This is a genomic window from Escherichia sp. KTE52, from assembly GCF_000408325.1.
GTDB lineage: Bacteria > Pseudomonadota > Gammaproteobacteria > Enterobacterales > Enterobacteriaceae > Escherichia > Escherichia marmotae.
In genome coordinates, this window is sequence record NZ_KE138676.1 from 25,844 (window position 1) to 46,421 (window position 20,578).

At 49.8% G+C, this 20,578-nt stretch carries 16 protein-coding genes; 9 read left to right on the plus strand and 7 right to left on the minus strand.

Translation table 11 applies throughout. The annotated features are described in order from the left end of the window. The first annotated feature begins 212 nt into the window (after window positions 1–212). From sucC to A1SC_RS20840, 9 genes are all read left to right on the plus strand, one after another. Window positions 213–1,379, plus strand: a complete 1,167-nt coding sequence (gene sucC, locus A1SC_RS20880; protein ID WP_001048605.1) for an ADP-forming succinate--CoA ligase subunit beta — start codon at window positions 213–215, stop codon at window positions 1,377–1,379. Then, window positions 1,379–2,248, plus strand: coding sequence for a succinate--CoA ligase subunit alpha (sucD, locus tag A1SC_RS20875; protein WP_001515996.1), 870 nt, complete (start codon window positions 1,379–1,381; stop codon window positions 2,246–2,248). The genes sucC and sucD overlap by 1 nt, the downstream gene beginning before the upstream one ends. Window positions 2,249–3,029: 781 nt before the next feature. Next, window positions 3,030–4,727: a urocanate hydratase gene (hutU, locus tag A1SC_RS20870; RefSeq protein WP_001515997.1), complete on the plus strand. Its 1,698-nt coding sequence runs from the start codon at window positions 3,030–3,032 to the stop codon at window positions 4,725–4,727. Between the two features lie 164 nt (window positions 4,728–4,891). After that, window positions 4,892–6,301, plus strand: a complete 1,410-nt coding sequence (locus A1SC_RS20865; RefSeq protein WP_016261817.1) for a cytosine permease — start codon at window positions 4,892–4,894, stop codon at window positions 6,299–6,301. 10 nt (window positions 6,302–6,311) lie between these two features. After that, on the plus strand, window positions 6,312–6,893 hold the full coding sequence (locus tag A1SC_RS20860) for a HutD/Ves family protein (RefSeq protein WP_232019553.1): 582 nt from the start codon (window positions 6,312–6,314) through the stop codon (window positions 6,891–6,893). Then, window positions 6,890–8,101 carry an imidazolonepropionase gene (hutI, locus tag A1SC_RS20855; RefSeq protein ID WP_016261819.1) on the plus strand — a complete coding sequence of 404 codons (1,212 nt, stop codon included), beginning with the start codon at window positions 6,890–6,892 and terminating at the stop codon, window positions 8,099–8,101. The genes A1SC_RS20860 and hutI overlap by 4 nt, the downstream gene beginning before the upstream one ends. Beyond that, window positions 8,101–9,066 (plus strand): formimidoylglutamase, encoded by a 966-nt coding sequence (gene hutG / locus A1SC_RS20850; protein ID WP_000814581.1) that lies wholly within the window; start codon window positions 8,101–8,103, stop codon window positions 9,064–9,066. Before hutI ends, hutG begins: the two co-directional genes overlap by 1 nt. Window positions 9,067–9,100: 34 nt before the next feature. Next, window positions 9,101–10,771, plus strand: coding sequence for an HAL/PAL/TAL family ammonia-lyase (gene hutH, locus A1SC_RS20845; protein WP_016261820.1), 1,671 nt, complete (start codon window positions 9,101–9,103; stop codon window positions 10,769–10,771). Between the two features lie 266 nt (window positions 10,772–11,037). Beyond that, window positions 11,038–11,943: a LysR family transcriptional regulator gene (locus tag A1SC_RS20840; RefSeq protein ID WP_016261821.1), complete on the plus strand. Its 906-nt coding sequence runs from the start codon at window positions 11,038–11,040 to the stop codon at window positions 11,941–11,943. 167 nt (window positions 11,944–12,110) lie between these two features. On the opposite strand, the gene A1SC_RS20835 is transcribed toward A1SC_RS20840, so the two are convergent. The 7 genes from A1SC_RS20835 to glmS all read right to left on the minus strand — a co-directional run bounded on the left by A1SC_RS20835 (window position 12,111) and on the right by glmS (window position 20,278). Continuing rightward, window positions 12,111–13,763, minus strand: a complete 1,653-nt coding sequence (locus A1SC_RS20835; protein ID WP_000042551.1) for a class I fumarate hydratase — start codon at window positions 13,761–13,763, stop codon at window positions 12,111–12,113. A 284-nt stretch (window positions 13,764–14,047) separates the two neighbouring features. Next, window positions 14,048–14,365 carry a DUF4387 domain-containing protein gene (locus tag A1SC_RS20830; protein ID WP_000813902.1) on the minus strand — a complete coding sequence of 106 codons (318 nt, stop codon included), beginning with the start codon at window positions 14,363–14,365 and terminating at the stop codon, window positions 14,048–14,050. Beyond that, window positions 14,362–15,732, minus strand: a complete 1,371-nt coding sequence (locus A1SC_RS20825; RefSeq protein ID WP_000101359.1) for an acyclic terpene utilization AtuA family protein — start codon at window positions 15,730–15,732, stop codon at window positions 14,362–14,364. Before A1SC_RS20825 ends, A1SC_RS20830 begins: the two co-directional genes overlap by 4 nt. Before the next feature lie 3 nt (window positions 15,733–15,735). Continuing rightward, window positions 15,736–16,977 (minus strand): methylaspartate ammonia-lyase, encoded by a 1,242-nt coding sequence (locus tag A1SC_RS20820; RefSeq protein WP_000695017.1) that lies wholly within the window; start codon window positions 16,975–16,977, stop codon window positions 15,736–15,738. Next, window positions 16,977–18,422 carry a methylaspartate mutase subunit E gene (locus A1SC_RS20815; protein WP_001516004.1) on the minus strand — a complete coding sequence of 482 codons (1,446 nt, stop codon included), beginning with the start codon at window positions 18,420–18,422 and terminating at the stop codon, window positions 16,977–16,979. The genes A1SC_RS20820 and A1SC_RS20815 overlap by 1 nt, the downstream gene beginning before the upstream one ends. Window positions 18,423–18,440: 18 nt before the next feature. Continuing rightward, on the minus strand, window positions 18,441–19,829 hold the full coding sequence (glmL, locus tag A1SC_RS20810) for a methylaspartate mutase accessory protein GlmL (protein WP_001516005.1): 1,389 nt from the start codon (window positions 19,827–19,829) through the stop codon (window positions 18,441–18,443). Further along, window positions 19,829–20,278 carry a methylaspartate mutase subunit S gene (gene glmS / locus A1SC_RS20805; protein ID WP_000710399.1) on the minus strand — a complete coding sequence of 150 codons (450 nt, stop codon included), beginning with the start codon at window positions 20,276–20,278 and terminating at the stop codon, window positions 19,829–19,831. Before glmS ends, glmL begins: the two co-directional genes overlap by 1 nt. Window positions 20,279–20,578: the final 300 nt, after the last annotated feature.

Below are 20,578 nucleotides of genomic sequence, written 5' to 3' on the forward strand. Positions count from 1 at the left end.
GGGTGACTCCGATGTAGGTCGGATAAGGCGCTCGCGCTGCATCCGACAAGCGATGCCTGATGCGACGCTTAACGCGTTTTATCAGGCCTACGGGTGACTCTGATGTAGGTCGGATAAGGCGCTCGCGCCGCATCCGACAATATCCGGAAGCGATACGTCACATTCGGTCTACGGTTTAAAAGATAACGATTACTAAAGGATGGACAGAATACATGAACTTACATGAATATCAGGCAAAACAACTTTTTGCCCGCTATGGCTTACCAGCACCGGTGGGTTATGCCTGTACTACTCCGCGCGAAGCAGAAGAAGCCGCTTCAAAAATCGGTGCCGGTCCGTGGGTAGTGAAATGTCAGGTTCACGCTGGTGGCCGCGGTAAAGCGGGCGGTGTGAAAGTGGTAAACAGCAAAGAAGACATCCGTGCTTTTGCAGAAAACTGGCTGGGCAAGCGTCTGGTAACGTATCAAACAGACGCCAATGGACAACCGGTTAACCAGATTCTGGTTGAAGCGGCGACCGATATCGCGAAAGAGCTGTATCTTGGTGCCGTTGTTGACCGTAGCTCCCGCCGCGTGGTCTTTATGGCCTCCACTGAAGGTGGCGTGGAAATCGAAAAAGTGGCGGAAGAAACCCCGCACCTGATCCACAAAGTTGCGCTTGATCCGCTGACCGGCCCGATGCCGTATCAGGGACGCGAGCTGGCGTTCAAACTGGGTCTGGAAGGTAAACTGGTTCAACAGTTCACCAAAATTTTCATGGGCCTGGCGACCATTTTCCTGGAACGGGATTTGGCGCTGATCGAAATCAACCCGTTGGTTATCACCAAACAGGGCGATCTTATCTGCCTCGACGGCAAACTGGGCGCTGATGGTAACGCACTGTTCCGCCAGCCTGATCTGCGCGAAATGCGCGACCAGTCGCAGGAAGATCCGCGTGAAGCGCAGGCTGCACAGTGGGAACTGAACTACGTAGCGCTGGACGGCAACATCGGTTGTATGGTTAACGGCGCAGGCCTGGCGATGGGCACGATGGACATCGTTAAACTGCACGGCGGTGAACCGGCTAACTTCCTCGATGTTGGCGGTGGTGCAACCAAAGAACGCGTGACCGAAGCATTCAAAATCATCCTCTCTGACGAAAAAGTAAAAGCCGTTCTGGTTAACATCTTTGGCGGTATCGTTCGTTGCGACCTGATTGCTGACGGTATCATCGGCGCGGTAGCAGAAGTGGGTGTTAACGTCCCGGTTGTCGTACGTCTGGAAGGTAACAACGCCGAACTCGGCGCGAAGAAACTGGCTGACAGCGGCCTGAATATTATTGCAGCAAAAGGTCTGACGGATGCAGCTCAGCAGGTTGTTGCCGCAGTGGAGGGGAAATAATGTCCATTTTAATTGATAAAAACACCAAGGTTATCTGCCAGGGCTTTACCGGTAGCCAGGGGACTTTCCACTCTGAACAGGCCATTGCATACGGCACTAAAATGGTGGGCGGCGTAACTCCAGGTAAAGGCGGCACTACCCACCTTGGCCTGCCAGTGTTCAACACCGTGCGTGAAGCAGTAGCTGCCACTGGTGCCACTGCTTCTGTTATCTACGTACCAGCACCGTTCTGCAAAGACTCCATTCTGGAAGCCATCGACGCAGGCATTAAGCTTATCATCACCATCACTGAGGGCATCCCGACGCTGGATATGCTGACCGTGAAAGTGAAACTGGACGAAGCGGGCGTGCGCATGATTGGCCCGAACTGCCCGGGCGTAATCACTCCGGGTGAGTGTAAAATCGGTATCCAGCCGGGCCACATCCATCGCCCTGGTAAAGTGGGTATCGTTTCCCGTTCCGGTACGCTGACTTATGAAGCAGTTAAACAGACCACGGATTACGGTTTCGGTCAGTCTACCTGTGTCGGTATCGGCGGCGATCCGATCCCTGGCTCTAACTTTATCGACATTCTCGAAATGTTCGAAAAAGATCCGCAGACCGAAGCGATCGTGATGATCGGTGAGATCGGCGGTAGCGCCGAAGAAGAAGCGGCTGCGTACATCAAAGAGCACGTCACCAAGCCAGTTGTGGGTTACATTGCCGGTGTGACTGCGCCGAAAGGCAAACGTATGGGTCACGCAGGTGCAATCATTTCCGGTGGTAAAGGGACTGCGGATGAGAAATTTGCTGCCCTGGAAGCCGCAGGCGTGAAAACCGTTCGCAGCCTGGCTGACATCGGTGAAGCACTGAAAACTGTTCTGAAATAAATATCTGTAATAAGAAATAGCCCTCGCCGCGTCCCTCTACAGGAATGGCGAAGGGCTGTCGGTTTCGACATGGTTGGCCATCTTATGATGGCCTTTTTTATGCCTTAAACGTTAACCACGGTCGAAATCTGACTGCTGGTTGAATCAATCCTGTCTCCTGCGGGGCTTCGATAAGTGAATCAATATCGCTATAAGCTACCACCGCTTTTTCTTGATGCCATTTTGTTGAAAATGAAAAATTATATTCTCCAGGGTTCATATTTTAAAATTTTATATGTTTGCCAGCTTTTTTAGTTAGGGTTTGTTATTTTAAGGATGATAAGAATAGAATATGTATTAATGATAACAAGACATGCTCTTATGCTTGAAAATTAATGGTTGTTTTTAAATGTCGCTATATATCAATGTATTATTTTCTTGATACAACGCTGGTTTTTCGGCTATTACGTTAATGATTAGCTGTCGTGAATACGTTTTTGCGAATAATTAAATTACAGACATCTTGCAATCTCATCATATTCATATGTTCAAATGAGAAAATATTTTGCCAACAATATCACTTTTTCCAAAAGTTAAATTAAGCATATTGAATTCGCATACAAAGCGTTGGCAATTTTTTGAATTTATATTCACGGTGAATATGCTATAGAAATTAAATTCACTAAATGAATTAATAATACGAAATTATAAACAGGAATTATATAAGCCGTTTCTGTATTCATTCGCTCATCTTTCTGGGCGATTACAGCATTTAATTTTATCCAGTAACAGGAGAAGATTCATGAGTAAGCCTTCAGATCCTCGTATTGATACCAGCCGCGTCATCCATGCGCCACAAGGTACTCAACTGCATTGCAAAAACTGGCAGATCGAAGCTGCCTATCGGATGTTGCAGAACAACCTTGATCCAGACGTGGCTGAAAATCCGCAACATCTGGTGGTGTACGGCGGTATTGGCCGCGCGGCACGTAACTGGGAGTGTTTCGACCAGATTCTGGAATCCCTGAAAAATCTGGAACCCGATGAGTCGCTGCTGGTTCAGTCCGGTAAACCCGTTGGTGTATTTAAAACCCATACTGACGCGCCACGTGTGTTGATCGCCAACTCTAACCTGGTGCCGCAATGGGCCAACTGGGATCACTTCAACGAACTCGATCGCAAAGGTCTGTTCATGTATGGACAGATGACCGCCGGTTCGTGGATCTACATTGGTAGCCAGGGCATTGTGCAGGGAACGTTTGAAACCTTTGTTGAGGCGGGGCGTCAGCACTACAACAATTCGCTAAGCGGAAAGTGGATCCTGACTGCGGGTCTGGGTGGCATGGGGGGAGCACAACCGCTGGCGGCGACTCTGGCAGGGGCATGTTCATTAAATATTGAGTGTCAGCAAAGTAGCATCGACTTCCGTCTGCGTACCCGTTATGTCGATAAACAGGCGAAAGATCTCGATGATGCACTGGCGCTGATTAAATACCACACCGAGCGCAAAGACGCCGTTTCTATCGCGCTACTGGGCAATGCGGCAGAAATTGTTCCTGAACTGGTGAAACGTGCACGTCAGGGGGCGATCAAACCGGATCTGGTCACTGACCAGACGTCTGCCCACGATCTGATTAACGGCTATTTGCCGATGGGGTGGAGCGTAGAACAATGGCGTGCGGCACAACAAGATCCGCAACAACACGCCAGGCTGCAAAAAGACGCCGCACAAAGTTGTGTGGCGCATGTCCAGGGGATGCTGGACTTCCAGGCGATGGGTATTCCGGTTGTCGATTATGGCAACAATATCCGTCAGGTAGCCTTCAATGAAGGTCTGCAAAATGCCTTTGATTTCCCGGGCTTTGTCCCTGCTTATATTCGCCCAATGTTCTGTGAAGGCAAAGGCCCGTTCCGTTGGGTAGCGCTGTCTGGTGACCCGGAAGATATCTATAAGACTGATGCCAAAATTAAAGAGCTGTTCCCCAATAACGTGCTGACGCACCGCTGGCTGGATATGGCGCGCGAGCGTATTGCTTTCCAGGGCTTGCCTTCACGAATTTGCTGGCTGGGGCTTGGCGAGCGTCACCTGGCGGGGCTGGCATTCAATGAAATGGTACGCAACGGTGAATTAAAAGCGCCGATTGTGATTGGTCGCGATCATCTTGATACCGGCTCTGTCGCCAGCCCGAACCGCGAAACCGAAAGTATGCTCGATGGCAGTGACGCGGTATCTGACTGGCCGTTGCTCAATGGTCTGCTCAACACGGCGGGCGGGGCAACGTGGGTGTCTCTGCATCATGGCGGCGGCGTTGGGATGGGATATTCCCAGCACGCCGGGATGGTCATTGTTGCTGATGGTAGCGAAGAAGCTGAAAAACGCCTGGCGCGTGTGCTGGTTAATGACTGTGCGTCAGGCGTTATGCGTCACGCTGATGCCGGTTATGAAGCCGCTATTGAATGTGCCAAAAATTATGGTCTGAAATTGCCGATGATTCGCTAAATATTAACGCTGTTATTTAATATTTGCGCTAATACAGGCGGAAAGTAATCCGCCTGTATAACAATAATTATCAAAAAATATTCATTACATCGTCGAAAGAAATATCTCTCGACCCTCTTTTGCTGTTTCAAAAAATGACCTCTCATTTTGCAGGAGACTTTTTCATGGAATCAAGCAGCCCTATCCGCAGTAAAAAACCGGTTTTAGAATCAAATACTATTAACGCCGTTCCTGAGTCCGCTCGCCATGGCGCGCCCTCCAGCCAGTTTACTTTGTGGCTAAGTGCTAACTTACAAATTACCGCCGTGGTGGACGGCGCGTTAGCGATTATTTTTGGCTCTGAAGCCATGTCAGCAATTATTGGTTTATTAATCGGTAATATTATCGGCGGTGCGGTTATGGCGTTGCACTCGTCACAGGGCGCAAAGCTGGGATTACCACAGATGATCTCCAGTCGTATTCGCTTTGGTGTCAAAGGGGCGGCGCTACCGTTACTGATGGTGATTATTATGTATCTCGGATTTGCCGCGACGGGTACGGTATTATCCGGTCAGGCGATTAACCGGATATTTGGTTTTGAGTCAGCATCGACCGGAATTATTATTTTCGGTATGCTTACCGCGATGATCGCATTGGTCGGTTATAAACTTATTCACGTCGTTGGCCGTGTTGCAGGGATATTAAGTATTCTGGGGTTTATTTACCTGGCCACTCAACTTAGCGGTCACTACGATGTGGCTGCGGCATTTGGTCAAAAACCTTTTAGTTTTTCTATATTTTTATTAACGATAGCCCTCTCTGCAGGATGGCAACTAACGTTTGCACCATACGCCTCTGATTATTCCCGCTATTTACCGGCTGATACCCCTGCAAAATCTATCTTCTTTGCCACCTTTTTGGGAACCACGCTCGGCGCGCAATGTGCCATGACCTTTGGCGTTCTTGTTGCTGCTTGCGGTGCTAACTTCCTGAAAGATCAGGTCGGTTTTATGGGCGAGTTAGCCGGGCCAACGTTTGCCATTCTGATTTATACGGTGATTGTTTGCGGCAAACTGACGGTTAACTGTTTGAATGCCTACGGCGGCTTTATGTCGATTCTGGCGACCGTCAGCGCCTTTAACAATCGCAGCCAGGTTTCACAGCGTGTTCGCGCTGCCTACGTTGTAGGTTTCGTGCTGTTGTCGATGGTCGTCGCGCTGGCGGCAAGCGCAGACTTTTTGAATAATTTCAAAAACTTCGTTCTGCTGCTGTTGACGGTATTTGTGCCGTGGAGCGCTATCAATCTCATCGACTACTACTTCATCTCACAAGGTAAAACCGATATTCCGGCACTTTATACACCGGAGGGACGCTATGGCGCGTATAACAAAACCGCGTTGGTTTGCTACGGAATTGGTGTGCTGGTGCAGATCCCCTTCCTGAATCAAAAACTGTATCAGGGGCCCATTTCTGTACTGATGGACGGGGCGGATATTTCCTGGATTATCGGTTTGTTAATGACTGCCGTTATCTATTACCCGTGGGCGAAACGCACCACCAGTGTCCCTGCCCAGACTATTTATCCCGAGTCGTAATATGGATGTGATGCTGATATCTGCACTGGATAAGCCTCTGCAATCGTGGCGTAACGGCGGAGGTTTTACCCGACAACTGCTTGCCTGGCCTGATGATGAAAACTGGTTGTTGCGCATCAGTATGGCGAATGTCAGTCAGGACGGTCCTTTTTCGGCGTGGCCAGGCGTGGTACGTGGTCTCGCGATCCTCGATGGGGAAGGGGTGAAACTGACGTTTGTCGATTCGATCATCAACCTGCAACGTCACGATCCCGCCTTAATTTTCCCAGGTGAAGCGATGCCGGATTGCCAGTTGCTGGGCGGGACTGTTCGCGATCTCAATGTCATGGCGCGGGAAGCTGATGTGGGGATGTTGCGGGTGCAAAGTGCCGTTGACTGGCTCCCTCCGTCACTCGCGCAAGCGGGGCTGTTCACGTTGTGTGACGGGGAGTGGATAAGCGGCGAGAAGAGGACGTTTGTAGCTACGAATACGCTGTTATGGCTGGCTCAGCCTGATGGCAAGCCCTGGCGTTTCGAACCACAGCAAAAAGTTTCTGCCGATGAACTGGCAGGCTGGTGGCTTTATTATTTACGAGGGGAAAAATCCTTATGAGTGCATTAACGCTCTGGCGAAATATCACGCTGGCGACGCTTTCCGCTAACGATTGGGGAGTGATTGAAAACGGTGCATTAATCAGCCGTGGCGACACTATTGTCTGGTTTGGCAAAGCGACGCAGATCCCTCGCGAACTGACGGCGGACATTACAGAGGAACACGACCTGCAGGGTAAGTTGCTGACGCCTGGCCTGGTGGATTGCCATACGCATCTGGTGTATGGCGGCCAGCGGGCGAATGAGTTTGAGATGCGGCTGCAAGGTGTGGCTTATGAAGATATTGCGAGAGCGGGCGGCGGGATCTTATCTACCGTCAATGCCACGCGGGCTGCCAGCGAAACGCAACTGTTTGAACTGGCGGCGCAGCGACTACAAAACTGGTTGCGTGAAGGCGTCAGTACGCTGGAAATAAAATCCGGTTATGGCTTGACGCTGGAAGATGAAGCGCGCTGTTTGCGCGTCATTCGCCGCTTACAGGAATCTACCGGGTTACGTATTCAGTCTACTTTTCTTGGGGCGCACAGTTTACCGCCAGAGTTTGCCGGACGCAGTGATGATTACATTACAGCGCTTTGCGACTGGATGGGCGTCCTGCATGGACAGGGGCTGATTGATGCAGTTGATGCTTTTTGTGAAAACATCGCCTTTAGCCCAGACCAGGTACGGCGCGTTTTCAGTAAAGCGCAACACTATGGAGTGCCGGTAAAACTCCATGCCGAACAGCTTTCTGACCAGCAAGGTGCGGCGCTGGCGGCGGCGTTTTCTGCGCTGTCCTGCGATCATCTGGAATACCTTAGCGAATCGGGGATCGTTGCCATGAAAGCGGCCGGAACGGTGGCGGTTCTGCTCCCCGGGGCCTATTACTTCCTGCGCGAAACCCATCTACCGCCGATTGCCGCTTTGCGGGTAGCGGGCGTGCCAATTGCCATCTCCACGGACCATAACCCCGGAACGTCTCCCAATATGTCATTGCCATTGATGATCAATATGGCCTGTACGCTGTTCCGCATGACACCGCTGGAAGCCGTTCAGGGCGTTACGCGTAATGCGGCAAAGGCACTTGGACTTATTGATCGGGGGGAACTTGCGCCGGGGTTACGGGCGGATATGGCGGTCTGGGATCTAAATCATCCACGTGAACTGGCCTATTGGTTTGGGCACCAGCCTTGTCAGGGGCTGATTGTCGGTGGAAAAAGGAGTTGGTAATGAAGCAAACATTTTTGCCGTGGAGTGGGCGTGTTGACTCGCAGGAAACCGGCGTCAGCACTCGCTGGCATCAGCATGTGCAACCGTTTAGTGAACAAAGCCTTGGAGGCTGTACGCTGATAGGTTTTGCCGTTGATGACGGCGTACAACGTAACGGTGGGCGAACGGGCGCAGCAGGTGGGCCGGGTGCATTACGCAGCATATTGGGCAATATGCCGGTGCTCAATGAAGACGCTATTTTTGATATGGGCGATGTGCAAAGTGAGGAACAGGCGCTGGAATCCGCACAAAACTGTCTGGCGACAAACGTTGCCACGGTCATTGCGCGTAACAGTTTTCCGCTGGTTCTGGGCGGTGGTCATGAAGTGGCGTGGGGAACATTTCAGGGGATTATGCAGTCGCGCCCTGATATCCAGCGACTGCTGATTATCAACCTTGACGCGCATTTTGATTTACGGATGGCTGAAAAGGCCAATTCAGGTACGCCATTTCGCCAGATGCAGGAGTGGAACACGCAGCATGGCAAACCATTTAGTTATCGCGTGCTGGGAATAAGCCGTTTTGCCAATACTCAGGCGTTATTTGATCGCGCTGATAGCCTCGGCGTGCGTTATTGGCTGGACGAATCTCTGCAATTTGAAAGCGATTTGCATGAGGTTATTAATGCGCTCTCGGCAGATATTCAGGCGTGTGACGCTATTTATTTAACGATTTGTCTCGATGTCCTACCGGGGTATCAGGCTCCCGGCGTTTCTGCGCCATCACCGTTAGGCGTGCCGTTAAATATTACTGAAGCCATTGTGAATTTAATCGCCGGTAGCGAGAAGTTGATTGCTGCGGATATTGCCGAACTTAACCCGGAACTGGATCGCGATAATTTGACTGCGAAAGTTGCCGCTCGCCTGGTGACCAGCATTGTTCGGCGGGGGAAAAAGATAAGACAAATTAAGACGTTGTCGCAGTAACCCGTTGTTAAACTCATCATGATAAGGAAACACAATGAAAGGATTGATACGAAGAGTCACTGTCACCGTTGTGCTCTGGAGCGTTTGCTCCATCGCGATGGCAAAATCAACCATTACGCTGGATGGCGAACATCTCTCAATTGACCAGGCCTGGTCAATTGCGTTAGGTGATAACGACGTCAAAATCGCGCCGAAAGCCATGGATCGAATGGAAAAAAGTTATGATTTGGTGATGACCGCCGCGCATTCTGGAACACCTGTTTACGGTTTAACCGTGGGCGTGGGGCTAAATAAAGATCAGCCCATATTTGATGCCAAAGGAAATTTAACGCCAGAGGTGATTGACGCGTCGAAAAAATTTAATGCTGCCGCGCTGCGCGCCCATTCTGCAGGCGTCGGCTCAATGTTACCGGATTATCTTGCTCGTCTCTCAATGGTATTACGTTTAAATACCATGCTGCATGGGCAAACCGGAGCGCAGCCTTATATTGCCGAACTGTATGCTGAATTTATTAATCGCGGCGTTACACCTTTAATTCCGGCGCGTGGAAGCATTGGCGCAGCAGATATTATGCTCGCATCACACGTTGGCCTGGTGATGATGGGGGAATGGAAAGCGCGGGTTAATGGCGTGGAAATGAGTGGTGGCGATGCGCTGGCGAAAGTGGGGCTTAAACCACTGGTGCCGCAGGGTAAAGATATGCTGGCGATTTTGTCGAACAACAGCGTTGGCACGGCGTATGCGATTGAAGCGGTACGGTCGGCACGCCAGTTGCTGAATGTCAGCCCGGTGGTTTTCGCTATGAGTCTGGAAGCGTTGAATGGTAACGTCGCGCCGGTACTGCCGCAGTCGATCGGCGTGCGTCCTTTCCCGCAGTTGGCTGATTCCGCGAAAGAGATCCGCGATGCGTTAATCGGTTCTTATTTATGGCATAAGGATGACAAACGCGCATTGCAGGATCCGTTATCGTTCAGAACAACGGTGTATACCCTTTCTGAGTCGGTACGTGCGCTACATGACGCAGAAGATATCATTACCGTGCAGATCAACAGTTCTGACGATAACCCGGCAACTGTGCTGAATGCTGATAAGGCGTACCAGGATTCCAGCCAGGTCGCGCAATATTTTGTTAAAGATGGCGCAATCAGCGGCGGGATTTTCCCGACGGCAAACTTCGAATCGTTACCTGTTGCGCTTGCCACCCAGCGTCTGACCGTGGCGTTAGTGCATGTTTCGCATAACAGTATGCGTCGCTCGCTGCACCTGGAAGATGATCACTTTACGGGTTTAACGCGCTTCCTGTCGGCACCCGGTAATAAAGGTCACGGCTTCGGTTCGCTGCATATTCCTTTTGTCGCGCTGCATGCAGAAAATGTTGATCTCGCCAATCCTGTTTCTTTCGATATTCAACCGGTTGCCGGAGGCATTGAAGATACCGGTGCCAATAACGACCATGCAGCCAGAAGACTGAAACAGGTGGTTGATAATTTGAACATTATTTATGGCATTGAATTGATGCATTCCGCGCAGGCAATCGATTTGCGGTTGCAAGCCGATCCACAACTGGCATTAGGTAAATCAACAAAAGCGATGTTTACCGCCTACAGAAAAGTCGTGCCATTTGTCGAGCAGGATCGCATCTTTACTCCGGATATTGCAGCATCGCAAAAATTCTTAGAAGGATATGCGATAAATCAAAAATAAAATCGGTGTTGGTTGTTTATCATAATATCCATAGATATGATAATTATCAGTTTAATAGTTTTTCTTAATATTGATTATAATAATCCGAAGGGCGTTTTGCTTTTCGGATTATTATTGCCTCATTAAGGTAATTGCCATACCGAACGTGCTGGGTTATAAATATCAATCATGATACTTATAAATTATTTATTGCTGCTTTGGTTACCATTACTTAGTAATAAGTAATGTATTTTTGATAGTTTAAACTATTTTTAAGGGACGGCATTATGAGAGGAAAAATACCCAAAACGGAATTGCTGGTGACTTTTGAGGTAGTCGCACGTCATGAAAGTTATACCAGAGCAGCAGAGGAGTTGGCGTTAACCCAAAGTGCAGTATTCAGACAAGTTAGCGCACTGGAAGAGTTTTTACATATATCATTATTTGCGCATTCTAAAAAAAGAATATTCCTTAATGATGCCGGTAAATATTATCTGGGAATTGTTAAAGAAACATTGAATAAACTGGAACGTGACACAAATACAATCATGACCTGGCAACCCACGGTTCAGGTTATTGAGCTTGCTGTCAATCCTACCTTCAGCACGCACTGGTTGATCCCCAATTTACGTGAGTTCAATAAATTGTATCCCGATATTATTGTCAATATCCACTCATTAGCCAATAACGGGGATTTTCTTAATCGGGAATACGATGCTGTCATTATGCGCGAAAATTTTTGCGCCCCCTGGTCGAAGGTAGAATATCTCTTTGAGGAAGAGATTCTGCCAGTATGCAACGGCAGTTTGCTTTCACTGCCCGATCAAAAGCTGTCCGTTGCAGAACTACTTAGTGAGCTACCTCTTCTGCATCAGAGCACCCGTATTACTGGCTGGGAAGAGTGGTTTGCGCTATCGGGCGTTAGCAGTCCGCTGGTCAATAATGGGCCGCGTTTCGATTTGCTTTCGATGCTGATTGCCGCCGTGCGCTCTAATCTCGGCGTGGCATTGCTGCCGCGGTTCGCTATCCAACACGATTTAGATAGTGGTGATATGGTGATCCCGTGCGATGTGCCCATTCTTACCGGTAATCGCTTCATTATGACGTGGCGGGAAGAGAAGGCTGAATATCCGCACTTGCAGCTCTTTCGTGAGTGGTTGCTGGCAAAATCGGTGGTGCCGGAGGAGATGTAAACCTACGCCTGGCGAAATGCCAGGCGCAGATATTAACCGTCGAGACCTGGTTGTGCCTGATGGGGCAATTTTGCAGTGAGGCGTTCACCTCTTCAGTATCCAGAAAATGGTAAGCCAGCATAAAGATCAGCTCACCCTGCACGACTAAAGCGTAACATTCACTTTCATTAATGCCCCGCAGGGCAACTGGCACAGCGGTGTTGCTGCTCAAACTGGCTAAAGAAATTATTGCCTTTATCATCCACCAGAATGAATGCGGGCAGATTTTCAACTTCCATCATCCACACGGCTTCCATGCCCAGCTCCGGGTATTCCAGACAGCGAAGGCTTTTGACATATTCTTGCGCCAGTAACGCCGCCGCACCGCCAATACTTCCCAGATTAAAGCCGCCATGTTTGTGACAGGCATCGGTGACCTGCTGGCTGCGGTTGCCTTTCGACAACATGACCAGACTGCCGCCCGCTGCCTGAAAGGTATCGACATAACCGTCCATTCGACCGCCAGTGGTTGGCCCCAATGAACCGCAGGCCATGTTTTCTGGTGTTTTCGCCGGCCCTGCGTAATAGACAACATGATGTTTCAGGTAATCCGGCATCGGTTCACCGTTATCCAGTCGCTCTTTAATTTTTGCGTGGGCGATATCGCGCGCCACCACGATTGGCCCACTTAACGACACGCGGGTGCCGACTGGTAACGTGGCGAGATCTTGCATCACGTCACGCAATGGACGATTCAGATCGAGATGCATATGATGCGTGCGATTTTCTTCCCGCATTGATACAGGAATATATTGCCCCGGATTATGTTCGAGTTTTTCCAGCCAGATACCGTGTTTGTTAATTTTGGCCTTAATATTGCGATCGGCGGAACAGGAGAGCGCCATGGCAATTGGGCAGGAGCCGCCGTGGCGTGGCAGACGAATAACACGAATATCATGAGCGAAATATTTGCCACCAAACTGAGCACCAATACCAAATTGCTGGCTGGCGTCGAGCAATGTTTTTTCCAGTTCAACATCGCGGAATGCTTGTCCCTGCTCGTTTCCGCTGGTGGGCAGATTATCGTAGTATTTCGTTGAAGCCAGTTTGGCGACTTTTAACGCCTGATCGGCAGAAAGTCCTCCGACGACAAAGGCGATATGGTAGGGCGGACAGGCGGCGGTGCCCAGCGATTTCATTTTTTCAATTAAAAATGCGGTCAGTTTTTCCGGTTGCAGGAGAGATTTTGTTTCCTGATAAAGCGCGGCTTTATTGGCGGAGCCTCCCCCTTTATTAACACACAGAAAATGGTATTCGTCGCCGGGTACGGCGCTGATATCAATCTGCGCCGGGAGATTGGTTTGGGTATTCATCTCGGTATACATATCCAGTGGCGCATTTTGCGAAAAACGCAGATTATTTTCCTGGAAAGTGCTGTAAATACCTTTGCTCAGGGCTTCAGCATCATTGCACCCGGTCCAGATATGTTGTCCCTTGCTGGCAACAATCGTTGCTGTGCCTGTGTCCTGACAGTTGGGTAATATTCCCTTTGCCGAGACCTCTGCATTTCGCAGTAACTGCAAGGCCACGTATTTGTCATTACTGCTGGCTTGCGGATCGTTAAGAATGCTGGCGACCTGTTGCAAATGAGCAGAGCGTAAGAAAAAAGAGGCTTCATAAAATGCCTGTCGGGCAAGCAACGTTAACGCGTCAGGGGCGACTTTTATTACGTCTTCACCGTCTAACTTCGTTACCATAATATGTTGATCGCTAATTAATTTATATTCTGTACCGTCTTTATCTTGCAAAAACGGATCCTGCCAGACGAATGGTTTAGACATGATCTCTTCTCTCGTTGTGGTTATTTTTACCGAATGCTAAGACAGGCCATTTTTCCAGCAGGAGCTGGATGTTTATATCACGTTGTCATTCGGTATTTACTTAAGCATTTTTTGTTTAATTACGTGTGATTTTTAGAGGGATGTAGTTCACCCGTTATTTAAGATGTGATAATACCAGCATGCTTCGCAATTTATTTTATTGATATATTTAGATAAATGTACCTGTCATGAATAAATATGTGCAGGTACATTTATGAGGTTGATAATCTAAACAATATTAATTATTAAATATCAAAATGAATACTTAATAAAGGTGCGTGTTGCTGTGCACCATAAACATCACTATCACCCACATTTCCGGAGATAATATCTCGTGGCATGACGATTTTTACTGCATTAGAAGGATCAAACCAGACAATACGATGAATAAATTCAGGTTCAACATGATATAAGCCAGCCACCAGTTCTGGGGTTAATTGCCCAGATGATTTAACTCGCTCATAGTTTTCTTTCGTTTTAAATAAAATATCTAAAACCAGTTCATAGGGTCCGGCGTTTTTGGAGCGGATCACCTGCGCCAGTGAACGAATTGACTGTTTCATGCCTGAACTCCTTCCGGCGTCACCTGTTCGATGTGGAAATCAAAACGCAGTGCGTCGTTGGCTTCAATCAGGTGATAGATCGAGAACTCATATACCGGCCCAGCCTGTACATCTGAGGGCGAGAACGGGAAGGCGAGGTTACCTGCGGTAGCGATGCGATTTTCATAGCCATAGTGCAGCATGGTTGAACGCACCAGCGAGCAAACGCTATTGGCAATCTCCTGAGTTGGCGCGACGACATCCAGCAGGATCCCCAGTTCGTGTCCGGCAGTTTGCGTGGGTTCATGAGCACCCATGACGCCATTTTTTCCGTACAGGTGGAATGTAATGCGGATGCTGTCATCGTCCAGCGAAAGGTTACTCGCTACGCTTGCTTTCACTTCTTCGATAATTTTGTCGATCCCGGCAATCATAATAGGATCGCGGGTCCCGGCAATGGTCAGGCAGCGGAAGCCAACCCGACGGGCGCCTTCCAGTTTCAGGGCATACGGCGTTTCTTCATGTTTTGAACCGCTGACATACACTTCGCCATCATTGACCGCTTTAAATGTACAGCTCTTCAGATTCAGTACGCCGCCAGGTCCAGGCAGGAAGTACGGATCAGATTTCTCATACAACGTATGCGCGGCGGCGGACGTTTCGGTAAATTTACGCTGTGGATTAAATGTCTTCAGCGTAAAGCCGTTGTCGTCAATGATACCCATTGCACAGTCTGAACCGGAGCCAGGCGTTGCGGCAATGGCCGCGCACTCAAGGATTTTCCCGCAGTGCAGCGCCAGCCCTTCGTCAAACCCCTGCATGATAGGCAGTGCGGCAAAGCAGGCCGGGTCGTAAGCGCGCCCACCCAGAACCACCTGAGCGCCTGCTTTCAGCGCCCGCTGGAAAGGCTCGATCCCCATTTGCGCCACAATGTAGGTACTTTCGTCGATTGCTTCATGGGTTAATGCCGGGACAAAATCCAGCGCCGTGATTTTGCCATTATCCAGCGCTTCGTGGACGAGTGCTTTGTCGACGTCAGCAGGAATCAGCGCCATCGAGAACGAGAGTTTTTCTTCTTGCGCAATTTCATGAATAATTTCACGGCACCACTCCAGATGTGGGGCCGCGCCGGAGCCGCCTGCCGTACCGATTACCACCGGAATGTTGTTCTTCACGCCAGCGGTTATCATGTAACGCAGGTCGCGTTTGACGCCCGCCCGGTCGGTAAAGGCTTTACCCGCCCCCAGGTAATGGGGACCTGGGTCAGATGAACCGGCGTCAACGGCGATCAGATCCGGTGATTCTTCCATCGCCTTATTAAAACTTTCTTCCGGGAAACCATAACCAAGAATGGCTGTTGGCGATAACACTTTGAATTTACGAGCCATCTGTTATCCCTTAGCCTGCAACAGTGCGATAGTACGATTCATTTCGTTGAAGACGATGTTGAGGCCTTCGTCGAAACCCATCCCTGGCTTGACCAGCATACGCATTGGGCGTGCGGCCAGCGCAACGTGCACACAGGTGCGGGCGCTGATCTCTGTTTCGTTGCAGGTGCCGCCCTGGTAGGCTTCCATCCCGTGTTTGTTGCAATACAACACTGCGTCAACGATGTTATGAACACCGCCAAGATCCGGCGTTTTAATTTGCACCATATGACAACTGCCTGCATCGGTGAAATCAACGATATCCTGGTAGGTGTTACACCACTCGTCAGCGACAATTTTCACGCCGGAACCGAGGCGCGTCAGCTCTTTGGTGATGGCGGTTAACAAGCGAATTTGATCAGGTTTATTACCGGCATCGACAGGACCTTCAATGTACAGTGGCAAACCTTGTGCTTCGTCTTCCAGACTGGCGATGTATTGGGCGCAGCGCACCGGATCCATATCGAAGATCAGACCGATAGTGCCGTAAACGTCAATGTGCAGGGTAGGGCGATAGCGTGCGCTGGTGCGTTTGCCCAAAATGCGATCCGCCAGCCAACGGATATATTCGCGTAGTTTTTCACCTTTATAGCCCAGCTTCTCTTCAACGTTATTAATCAATGCATGTGGCAGGACATCGACGCCTTTAAGGATCATTTTATCCACAGCGATGTAACGGTCGTCACCGCTTTGACCAAATAACGGAATGGATTCCGCTACGCAGGGTAATTGCCATTCGGCACAAACGACCTCGGTTTTCAGGCGACCGGTTGCCAGCGCGGTGGCGTCAAGTAATGCCTGCGATAAACCATAACGCACGGCAGTGTGCAGCAGGTTGCCGTCAATACGCAGTTTGTCGAAGAAACGGGCATTCGGCAGGAATGCGTCCACATCGCGACCTTCCAGCAAAGGTTTGATATGCGTGTTGAGGAACGGAATAAAGTGTTCAGCAAGGAATAGTGGATCGCGGCCACCAGCTCCGGAGTATTGAACAGCAGCACAGTCACCGACGGCGACGGCACCGTTTTCCAGAATCAACTGAACTGAAACGCACTCCCCGGCCTGGCGCACAGCGCTAAAACCGGGCGTTACTGGCTCCCCGGTATAAAAAAAGCCGTCATGACCCGCTCCGTTTTTTATCGCCTGCTGGTCGTCGAAATAGAACGATGAGTAACCAGCGGTGAAAAGGGCCTGTTTTATTTTCATTATGGTCTTCCTATTAATTTGCTGTGGGATACGGCATTGATGTCATCTACAACCATCTGGAATGTCGGTTGGCGTCCTTCAACGCGTGCGCGTTCGGCAACGTAATCGTGGTGGAGGTCAAGAATCTCTTTTGGCAGAGGAACGGCTCCGGCTTCAAGTACGCGGATAGCCCCGGTGTTGTCACGAACCGGAAGAAGTTTGCCCGCGTTGCAGGCGGCTGGCGCAAAGGGTACATCCAGTACACCCGCTTCAAAAGCCAGCACTGTACCGCGCGCGATATCACCATTGCCCAGTTCGAACACTTTATTCAGGACGGCACGAACTTCACTTTTAATCAGCTCAATTTCCAGTTCAACCACAGGGCATGGCGGGAATTTTTGATCGCTGACCATATTGAGCATTTGACGGGAGGCTTTCAGCCCCTGCACGTTGGCGGCGGCGGTAGGTATACCCCATGCTTCATGTGGGCTTTTGGTGATAACTTTAGTTGCGCCCGACATGCCTGCTACCGCCGCGCCCCAGGAGATAATGGCGAACGCTTTCGATTCGTCTTCCGGAAAACCGCCCATCCACTGGTGGAACACCGTACTTAACTCGTAGTCCGTATAACCATTGTTTTGGAAGTATTCGTGCGCGAGTTCACGTAGAGACCGGATCGCCGCAATATCTTGTGTCAGGCAGCCGACCTGGCCATAACCAACAGTGATAGATTTTACGCCTTGTTCCAACGCCAACAGGCCCTCGATAATCGCAACAGAGTGCGAGATAAATGGCGGGATCAGCGTTCCAGTCAGTGGGCCAAATGGTTCGCGGTTGATACGAATGCCATGTTCTTCATACAACCCCATTAAGCGGTCGCAGTACTGCCAGTCGCGGATAGATTTTTCCAGCGTTACACGTTTGGCATACGGAATATTGTAGGAAATGCCGCCGCCTTCATAACTGGTGAAGCCACTGGCCATTGAGATTTCAGCCAGCAGGCGCGCATCTGGCGTGCCGTGGCGGATCTGTAACGGTTTTTGCAGGGTTTCGGTCAGACGGCGGCACGCTGCGACACCGTGGTTAACCACCGGTAAACCGTTCAGTTTAGATGTTCCGGCTTCGATGGACTTCTTAATGCCCACCGCCGCTTCTTCGTAACGATTCAGACGGGTGTAGGCATCAATGGTGCTCGGCAGCAGATCGCACTCTTCTTGTAGTGTTTTCAGTAGTTCAATGTGTTCGTCCATCAGCGCCACGCCAGCGCGCGGCTGGCTAAGTGTTTTACCTTCCAGGTCTGCTTTCAGCAGGGCAAGGGAGAAGCGTTTATGTTCAGGAATGGTTTGTTGGTATTTAACGCCATCTTCGAATTTTTCAACGTCCTTGCCAGTTTCCCAGGTTTTCAGTACCTGTTGCCGCTCGGCCATGAATTCGTCATGGGTTAATTTCTTGTTTCGAAGTTCCATTGGTTGCTGCCTTAATTGTTATAGGGTTAAGCATTGAATACTGGTGAGCGCAGCGGCTTGCGGGTCTACTCTGGCGACGTTTGCCAGCAGTGGAAATAGCCCCTGTGAATCACGGTAATATTCAAATTGAGTCGGTAAGAGAATGCGTTTGCCGTCGTCGTTTAACTCGCGGTACTTCAGCCAGTGATGAATATCAAACTGGCTGGCGCGCGACAGCCATCCACCGGAGCCGATGACTTTGTGCACGGTGGTAAGGTCGCGTCCCATTTGTAAATCAACATTACCGACGCAGGTGCAGACTTCTTTTTTGGTGCCCGCATGACGTTCTGTGGCGTAACCCACGCACAGCCCGGCCAGCACAGCATCGAAATATTTTTCTTCTGTGTTAGCGGGTAAGTATTCGGGATGAGCGGCCAAATGACGAAGGTAATGATAAAAAGCCTCCTGCTGCACGGGTTGCTGAGCAAAGATCATATTGACTAAGTCTTTTGCGTTTTCACCAACCACCGCCGCCGAGACGCGCATCCCCAGATCGCCTTCTACGGTTCGTTTTATGAATGGTTCTGGTACGCCGTGCAAAACGGTATCTGGCGCGAGATGATTAATGCAGGCGGAATAGACGTCGGTGGTTGCGCCGCCCATGTCGAGAAGAATGAACTCTTTCCAGTGACTATTTACATTGCTGATGGCCTTTACCAACTCATAGACCGTCCACGGTGTCGGCATCGGTTCTTCGCCCGTTTCATCAACAATGACATCCAGTCCTTTTCCTTTAACAATACGTTTGAGAAAAATGTCGCAGATGGCCTGACGCGCGGCCAAAGGGGTTGGATGGTCAAGGTCAGGCAGGACGTTATCGACGATAGTCAGCTCTTTATGCCCAAGGATGGCTTGCACTTCATCCTGAATATCCCTGTTTCCGGCATAAATAATGGCGCAGTCGAGTTTTGATTCTGCCAGCACGCGGGCGTTATTCAGTCCGTAACTTTCTTCACCGCCGTCGGTGCCGCCGGTGAACAACAGGATGTCTGGCGGTGTCTCTTCCAGCGCCTGAATATCACGGCGGTTCAGCTTGTAGGCGTAATATTGCGTGATTTTAGCGCCAGCAGAGTGAGCGGTTACTTTCGCAGTTTCCAGGGTGATAGAAGGCACTAACCCCATTGCAGCGACCGCCAGTCCCCCTTTGGCTGAGGAGGAATACTTCAATGCAACCTCACCGCAGTTTAACAGGGGGAGGGCATTATCTACGTTTAACACCTGGTTCAGGCTGGAGAAAAAACCTTCCGCCAGATGGTGCGTGGTGGTTGGAGTCAGAACGTGGTTAACCAACGTTAACGCGTCCCCCTCCCGAGTGAAGAGGGCTGCTTTGGTCCACGTCGATCCAATATCGACAGAGACAATTTGCATCAGATTGCCTCTTCGAGAATGTGTATTTCTACGCCATGACGTTGGTTGATATCGTTGGTCATCAGTTGGCAGACATCTTCTAAGTCATGGCTGGGTGCGAAGACGCGATCAAAACCCATTTCTTTGAATTTGATTTCCACGTCAGCGAAGTCATGTTTACCCACCACCAGGTTACCGCCCACATAAAGCAGAATGTCACCCAGCCCGCGCTCGATGCAGCGTTCACGCATGCCCAGACAGTCGATATCGCCATGACCATAGATAGAGGAAACCACAATCGCGTTAGCGCCAGTTTCAATGGCGGCATCAATATATTCGTCCTGGCTGACCATAACGCCCAGATTAATGACCCTGAAGTCATGGGTGGTAAAAACACGATCCAGAACTTTATTGCCTACTGCATGGCAGTCAGCGCCAATAACGCCAATCACAAGTGTTGCTTTCTTCATGGGTAATCCTTTGTAAGACAGAGAGTAAAATAAGTTACACACGTTGTATTTATGGCCATACATAACGGCACATGCTTAATATCACTGGAGTTTCTTTGCCCAGTCATTAGGATGCAATTGATCTATTTTCAAAATATCTTTCGTAAAATGCTTGTTTATAATGTGTGTTTAAATAGGTGAGAAAATTCAATGCGTTGCGATGCCTTGCGCCATTGATTTTAATTTTTTTTAAATTCTATTGATCTAATATGTTGATATAATTGTGATCAACATCTAATTTGCATTTTGGGCACACTTTTA

Bases quoted from the DNA above. Each gene is read 5' to 3' on its own strand.
- hutH (WP_016261820.1), top strand. From the start codon at position 9,101: ATGAAAGGATTGATACGAAGAGTCACTGTCACCGTTGTGCTCTGGAGC.
- glmL (WP_001516005.1), bottom strand. From the start codon at position 19,829: ATGCAAATTGTCTCTGTCGATATTGGATCGACGTGGACCAAAGCAGCC.
- A1SC_RS20830 (WP_000813902.1), bottom strand. From the start codon at position 14,365: ATGAAACAGTCAATTCGTTCACTGGCGCAGGTGATCCGCTCCAAAAAC.
- A1SC_RS20865 (WP_016261817.1), top strand. From the start codon at position 4,892: ATGGAATCAAGCAGCCCTATCCGCAGTAAAAAACCGGTTTTAGAATCA.
- sucD (WP_001515996.1), top strand. From the start codon at position 1,379: ATGTCCATTTTAATTGATAAAAACACCAAGGTTATCTGCCAGGGCTTT.
- A1SC_RS20860 (WP_232019553.1), top strand. From the start codon at position 6,312: ATGCTGATATCTGCACTGGATAAGCCTCTGCAATCGTGGCGTAACGGC.
- sucC (WP_001048605.1), top strand. From the start codon at position 213: ATGAACTTACATGAATATCAGGCAAAACAACTTTTTGCCCGCTATGGC.
- hutG (WP_000814581.1), top strand. From the start codon at position 8,101: ATGAAGCAAACATTTTTGCCGTGGAGTGGGCGTGTTGACTCGCAGGAA.
- glmS (WP_000710399.1), bottom strand. From the start codon at position 20,278: ATGAAGAAAGCAACACTTGTGATTGGCGTTATTGGCGCTGACTGCCAT.
- A1SC_RS20825 (WP_000101359.1), bottom strand. From the start codon at position 15,732: ATGGCTCGTAAATTCAAAGTGTTATCGCCAACAGCCATTCTTGGTTAT.
- A1SC_RS20835 (WP_000042551.1), bottom strand. From the start codon at position 13,763: ATGTCTAAACCATTCGTCTGGCAGGATCCGTTTTTGCAAGATAAAGAC.
- A1SC_RS20820 (WP_000695017.1), bottom strand. From the start codon at position 16,977: ATGAAAATAAAACAGGCCCTTTTCACCGCTGGTTACTCATCGTTCTAT.
- A1SC_RS20840 (WP_016261821.1), top strand. From the start codon at position 11,038: ATGAGAGGAAAAATACCCAAAACGGAATTGCTGGTGACTTTTGAGGTA.
- hutI (WP_016261819.1), top strand. From the start codon at position 6,890: ATGAGTGCATTAACGCTCTGGCGAAATATCACGCTGGCGACGCTTTCC.
- hutU (WP_001515997.1), top strand. From the start codon at position 3,030: ATGAGTAAGCCTTCAGATCCTCGTATTGATACCAGCCGCGTCATCCAT.
- A1SC_RS20815 (WP_001516004.1), bottom strand. From the start codon at position 18,422: ATGGAACTTCGAAACAAGAAATTAACCCATGACGAATTCATGGCCGAG.